This window comes from Microbacterium sp. (genome assembly GCF_035554235.1).
Lineage (GTDB): Bacteria > Actinomycetota > Actinomycetes > Actinomycetales > Microbacteriaceae > Microbacterium.
The window spans coordinates 1-5,346 of the sequence record NZ_DATMIO010000050.1; the positions used below are offsets into that span (position 1 = coordinate 1).

The 5,346-nt window shown below is 73.3% G+C and carries 3 protein-coding genes and 2 pseudogenes; 1 reads left to right on the forward strand and 4 read right to left on the reverse strand.

Features of this window, described 5'->3' with window-relative positions:
• From VNT50_RS02415 to manA, 4 genes and pseudogenes are all read right to left on the reverse strand, one after another.
• Positions 1 to 378, reverse strand: a pseudogene (locus VNT50_RS02415) (hypothetical protein); the annotation flags it as partial.
• The gene (locus VNT50_RS02420; RefSeq protein ID WP_325483513.1) at positions 375 to 3,239 is read right to left on the reverse strand and encodes a glycosyltransferase; all 2,865 of its coding nucleotides are present in this window, start codon (positions 3,237 to 3,239) and stop codon (positions 375 to 377) included. The pseudogene VNT50_RS02415 and the gene VNT50_RS02420, both read right to left, overlap by 4 nt.
• Positions 3,240 to 3,298: 59 nt before the next feature.
• Positions 3,299 to 3,622, reverse strand: coding sequence for a WhiB family transcriptional regulator (locus VNT50_RS02425; RefSeq protein WP_325483514.1), 324 nt, complete (start codon positions 3,620 to 3,622; stop codon positions 3,299 to 3,301).
• A gap of 191 nt (positions 3,623 to 3,813) precedes the next feature.
• On the reverse strand, positions 3,814 to 5,016 hold the full coding sequence (gene manA, locus VNT50_RS02430) for a mannose-6-phosphate isomerase, class I (protein WP_325483515.1): 1,203 nt from the start codon (positions 5,014 to 5,016) through the stop codon (positions 3,814 to 3,816).
• A gap of 42 nt (positions 5,017 to 5,058) precedes the next feature.
• On the opposite strand from manA, the pseudogene VNT50_RS02435 reads away from it, so the two are divergent.
• A pseudogene (locus VNT50_RS02435) lies at positions 5,059 to 5,346 on the forward strand (O-antigen ligase family protein); the annotation flags it as partial.

The window sequence follows — 5,346 nt, forward strand, 5'->3', positions numbered from 1 at the left end:
CGCCACGTCGTCGCCCTCGGGCTGGGCGACGAACGACGGAACACCGCGGCTCTCATCCACCCGGGGCGACGCCAGGGGGCTCTGCTGCGGCGCGGCGGTCTCCGCGGGCACACTGACCGTGACATCGGACGAGCCGGCCACCGAGATGCGCTGCGCGTCCACGACCGTGCGTCCGAGCGCGAGCGCCGGCCCGGTGCACACGGCGACGGTGTCGGCCGGGTCGGGCTGCGCCTCGATGCTCGGGGCAGGATGCTCGACCACGGGCCACGGCCAGGAGACGGCCGTCACGACCAGCGCCGTGAAGGCGATGGCGACGGCGGTGCCGACGATGGTCCTCGTTCCGGTGGCGGCCCACCGGAACCAGCGATTGCCGTTCACAGCGCCTCCCTCGACGTCGGCCCGACGACCCGCGGCGCGTTGCGCGCCGCCCGGCGCGACGCGGCGGTGGGCACGGCGAGCAGCAGCGCGATTGCGAGCACCGCGAGCTGGGTCGCGGTCACGATGCGCCAGATCTGCTCCTGCGCGCTCGTCCGCCCCGGCGGGACCGTGACATCGCCCGCGACCTTCCAGAGCACGCCCTTCGCGGTCTCCCCGACGTTCTCGAGCCCCGCGCGCTGATCGATCGATGTGACGGCCAGCAGCCGGAAGGCGCGGGCGTCGTCCGACTCGGTCCCGGTGGGGGGCGCGAGCAGCACGAAGGAGCAGCCGAGCTCGCGGAGCTCGGCTGCGGCATCCACCGTGCTGGGCGTGACGAGGTCGGCGACCAGGTCGGCGAGCGCGGCATCCGCTTCGGTCGCCTCTGTCCGCGTGGTCTGGATCGTCGCCTGACCGCCGAGCGTCTCGCTCTGGCCCCAGACCACGTCGGCGGCGACGCCGCCGGCATTCTGCGGTGTCAGCACCAGGGTGCCGACCGACGCGTCATCCCGGCCCGACGCGGCGACGTACGCCGGAAGCGTGCTCGTGGGACCGTTCGTGATGAGCGCCTCGCCGCGCGCGACCGCCGTCAGGGGTGCGACGGCGATGACGAGCACGCCTGCGACGACGAGGGCGGCCAGGACGGGACGGATGAGGGCCGGCCGCGGAGCGATCCCGGTGTCGAGCGTCACGAGGGCGGCGCCCACGACGCCGATCCAGGCGAGGCTGAGGCCCGTGCCGGGCCAGAGGGGGACCGCCACCGATTGGGCGTGGGCGAGCGCCACCGACACGGCCATGAACGCGGTGCCGAGTCCGATGAGCGCCACGCCCAGCAGCACGATGCCGGATGTCCAGCGCGGCGTCAGGGGCGAGACGAGTGCGGCCACGGCGAGCGGGACGGTGAGCAGCGGCACCCACCAGACCGATGCCTCGATCCCGAGCCCGGTCAGCATCGCGCCCCACCCCGCGGGATCGGTGGTCGGAAAACCCGCGGCGAGCAGCGCGCGGCCGGCCGCGTCGGCGCCGACCTGCGGACCCGCCCACGGCAGTCCCACATCCGCGAACAGCGCCATCAGGTTGCCGCCGTGCCACTGTGCCCACGCGAGGGGGGTGAAGACGACCACGGCGGGGACGACCACCCAGAGCACGCGCCACAGACCGCGGCCGGCCCGCGTGGCGAGCACGACCACGAGCGCGAGCACCCAGATCACGAGCAGACCCGGGGCGAGCACCGGCGCGCAGGCCACGACGGCGACGAGGACGAGCGACGCGGCCCCCGCCGCCCCCCACGATCGATGCGTGACCGAGCCCACGTAGAAGAGCCACGGCAGCAGGAGGTGCACGATGACCGCGGCCGGTCGGCCCAGCACGAGGGCGGCGAGGAAGGTGGGCGCGAGTGCCCACGCGATGGCGGCCACGATGCGGAGGGCCGAGCGCTCGGTGAGTCGTGTGGCGGCGAACCATCCGCCGAGGGTCGCGAGCGGCAGGGCCAGCACCCACACGAGCACGAGCGCGAAGGACGGTGCCCCGGGCCACAGGCTTCCGAGCACGGCGACGACACCCGCGAAGGGATCGGCCGGCCCGACCTCGTCGATACCCGTCGCGCGCACCCCGTACGCGGCATCCGCCCACAGCGCCGAGACGGTGTCGCGCAGGGGCAGCAGCGCGCCCCCGCCCAGCACCGGCCACGCGAGCAGGGTGGTGAACGACGCGATCGAGACGACGAGGGCGCCGAGCACCGCCCACGCTCCCCCGCCGGTGAAGAACCGCAATTCGCTCCGCCGGGGCACGCCCCCGGCATCGTCGTAGTCGTCGCTGCCGAGGCGGTCGCGCAGCTGCGCGCGCGTGCGCCGGAGCGGCGCGATGCGCGCCCATGAGCTCGTCCGGCCGGAGCGGAGCACCCGGCGGGAGCGGGCGATGGAGGGCCATCGCACCGCGGCCGTCGCGGCCGCGCGCCACTCCGGGATCGTGAGCCCGGGCGCCTTCGCGACGATGTGGGCGAGGGTGCGCCAGATCGCGAGCGGCAGGATCGTGAGCCAGTGCACGGGAACGAGGTAGGGCTCGGCGTAGGCCAGCCGCCGGTGCAGCTGTGCCGTCCGCTGTGCGTAGGCGGCGCGGCGCACCCCCCAGCGGCCGTGTCCGGAGGGAACCCCCGCCACACCGTCGCCCGCGACGGCGATTCGCGCACCGGGAACGAGCGAGATGCGCCAGCCCGCCAGGCGGGCGCGAACCCCCATGTCGAGGCCCTCCTCCGCCCCGGCGAGGGCCGGATCGGGCAGGAGGTGCGCCCTGGCCTCGCCGCGCACGAGCACGCCGCGCACGTCGGAGCCGAGCACGTCGGCGTCGCCGTCGTGCTGCCCCTGGTCGTACTCGCCATCCGCGAGTTCCACGGCGCGCCCGAGGCGGGTCATGGTGACCCCGAGCGAGACGATCGCGTCGCGGTCTTCCCAGCGCACGAGCTTGGGCGCGGCGATCGCGACGGAGGGCGAGAGCTCGAGCGCGCCGACGAGCCGCGCGAGCGCGTCCGGCTCGGGTGCGGTGTCCTGGGCGAGCAGCCACACCGAGCTGCCCTCGTCGACGCGGCGTACCGCGAGAGCGACAGCTTTCGCGTACGTCGTGGATGCCGGGGCTGTCACGACGGCTTCCGCCCCCGACGACGCCGCCAGATCGTGCAGCGCGTCATCGGTGCCGCAGAGCACGACCGTCAGCGCGTCGGGGCGCCGTTTCTGCGCCTCGAGCGCCGCGAGCGTGCGCTTGAGGTGCAGCGCCGAGGGGATTCTGCCGTCGGGTCGCGCGACGAGGATGGCGTGGACTGGGGCGGGCATGGCGAGGCCAGCCTAGGCGCGATGCGGCCACCTTCCGGGGCGCACGCGCCGCGAGCCGCCTAGACCGCCCGGCGCTTGAGCTTGCGTCTCTCGCGCTCGCTCAGTCCGCCCCATATGCCGAAGCGCTCGTCGTTCTGCAACGCGTACTCCAGGCATTCCCCGCGCACTTCGCACGTCGTGCAGATGCGCTTCGCATCGCGCGTCGATCCGCCCTTCTCCGGGAAGAATGCTTCCGGATCGGTCTGCGCGCAGAGCGCATCGGTCTGCCACGACAATGGGTTGTCGTCATCCTGAGACGGATGCCGCACCCCCGGGACGCCGAGTTGAACCGGATCGACGAACCAATTGTCGGGAACGCCGGAACGGTAGTGTGACCCCGCCATTTCGTTCTCCCGCCTGTTACCCCCCACGCAGGTTCGCGTGCTTGGACCTAATTACACCGTTGTCATTCGCTGCGGTCAAGTCGCGGATACTAAAGCCTCAATCGGTTCTTTAACCTTCACGACGCGCCGAAGGCGTGTCATGACTCGTATCGAATCGGAAACGACGGGATGCCGGGCGCGCCCGGTGCGCGTCAGCCGGGCGAGCCGGGCTGCGCGATGAAGACTTCGCCGTCGCCCGCGAGGCGCACGGGCGATTCGTCCCGGGTCACGAACACGGCCTGGCCGGGCCGGAGCGTGCGGTCGCCGTGGCCGCCCACCACGGTGATCGTGCCCGCGGTGACCAGCGCGATGGCGGCGCCGCGCAGCGTCACGGTGGCGGGGCTGTCGGGGTTGACGCGGGCGCGAAGCAGCTCGAAGTCGGGGGCGTCGGTGGCGAACGCCTCGACGCCGCGCGACGCTCCCTCGGCGGATGTCGGCAGCACGACCGGCACGACCGCCGGGCGCGCGTCGAGCACCGAGAGCAGCTCGGCGACGTCGACGTGTTTCGGCGTCAGGCCGCCGCGCAGCACGTTGTCGCTGGCGGCCATGAGCTCGACGCCCAGCCCGGAGATGTAGGCGTGCAGCAGTCCGGCGCGGAGGAACACCGCCTCGCCCCGGCGCAGCACGACATGGTTCATCAGGAGCGCGACGACCACGCCGGGATCGCCCGGGTACACGCTCGCGATGCGGCGGGTCGTCGCCAGCTCGGCCGCGAACTCGACCGACTCGGCGGAGCCGATCGCATCGATGAGCGATGCCACCTCGACATCGGCGGAGCCGCCGAGCAGCCAGCCGATCACATCGCGCAGGATGTCGGCATCCTCGCCCTCGGCGCCACCGATCGCGGCATCGCCGCTCGGGCGCTCGAGCCGCGCGCGCAGCGCCGCGGGGCCCAGCCCCTGCCCGAGCGCGCCGACGAGCCGTCGGGTCGCCGCCAGCGGGCGCAGCCCGCACAGGGCCTCGAACGTGTCGCTCAGGGCGACGATCAGTTCGGGCTTGTGGTTGTCGTCGCGGTAGTTGCGGTTCGGCGCGTCCGCCGGCAGGCCCGTCTCGCGCGCGAACCCCTCGATCGCTTGGGCCTTCGAGGGGTGCACCTGGATCGAGAGGGGGGATGCCGCGGCCAGCAGTTTCAGCAGGTAAGGCAGCCGCTCAGGGGCGCCCTCGACGCCGGCGGCGAGGACGGTGTCGAGCGTGCGGCCGCTCCCGTCGCCGACGAGGGCGGGTCCGCCCGGGTGGTCGCCGAACCAGACCTCGGCCTCCGGCGCGTCGCTCGGGGGTCGCCCTTCCAGGGCCGCGATGAGGGTGCGCGAGCCCCATGCGTAGTCTTTCGGCGGATTCGTCAGAGGCAGCATCACGATCTCAGCCTATTGGTCGCCTCGCGGTAGCCTGATGGCACGATGGCGGAGTACACGAAGCACCCCGTGGCGGCCCCACCCACCGCGCCGGCGCGCGAGACGACGGGGCACCTGCTTCTGCGCGGCTACAGCATCCTCGTGCTCATCTGCCTCCTCGCCCCGACCGCGATGTACAACCTCATGGGAGCCGTCGGGGTCTGGATTGTCTCCCTCTCGGCCGCAGCCATCACGATCGCCATCTGGGTGCCCCGCATCGTCGCCCAGAGGGTGTCGAACCCGTTCCCGTGGCGCCGGCTGCCGTGGTTCCTGCTCGCCTATGTGGCCTGGGCC

What these genes read in the sequence shown, in the direction of transcription:
- VNT50_RS02425 (WP_325483514.1), bottom strand. Translation starts at nt 3,622, where the DNA reads ATGGCGGGGTCACACTACCGTTCCGGCGTTCCCGACAATTGGTTCGTC.
- VNT50_RS02420 (WP_325483513.1), bottom strand. Translation starts at nt 3,239, where the DNA reads ATGCCCGCCCCAGTCCACGCCATCCTCGTCGCGCGACCCGACGGCAGA.